This window comes from Tessaracoccus rhinocerotis (genome assembly GCF_007197885.1).
In the GTDB taxonomy this organism is placed as follows: Bacteria; Actinomycetota; Actinomycetes; order Propionibacteriales; family Propionibacteriaceae; genus Arachnia; species Arachnia rhinocerotis.
On record NZ_VKKG01000031.1, the window covers coordinates 1 to 330 of the forward strand.

General features: G+C 40.6%; 2 protein-coding genes. Both read right to left on the bottom strand.

All coding sequences use genetic code 11. The features are described from left to right. Positions 1-101, bottom strand: a 101-nt coding sequence (locus FOJ82_RS17090; protein WP_221933209.1) for an RNA methyltransferase substrate-binding domain-containing protein, incomplete at its 3' end; no start/stop codon positions are given. Next, positions 98-330 (bottom strand): ribonuclease III domain-containing protein (locus FOJ82_RS15990; protein WP_342780606.1); only part of this gene is annotated, 233 nt, incomplete at its 5' end. The genes FOJ82_RS17090 and FOJ82_RS15990, both read right to left, overlap by 4 nt.

A 330-nucleotide genomic window follows, 5' to 3' on the forward strand; every position in this document is an offset into this window, starting at 1 on the left:
TGCTTGTTTGCTGTGTCCTGAACGTATACCTTGTTTATATCTGCATCTGTACGCAGTAGTTCTCTAACAGCATGACGTCCTGCAATTACTGAACCAGTCAAATGTCTTCACTCCCATCTGTAATTATAAGTTTCATAAGTTCATCTACTCTGTCAGTCTCTCCAGTCAAGGTTAAATACCCAATCAATGCCTCTATACCAGAAGCATTTCTATATTCTTGAATCGTTGCGTTCTTCGCTCTGGTTTGACTCGATTTATTACGCGCTTTTCTCGCAATGTCCCACTCATCTTCGGTGAGCACGCTAGTATTTTTCAAATAGTGTAATGCAG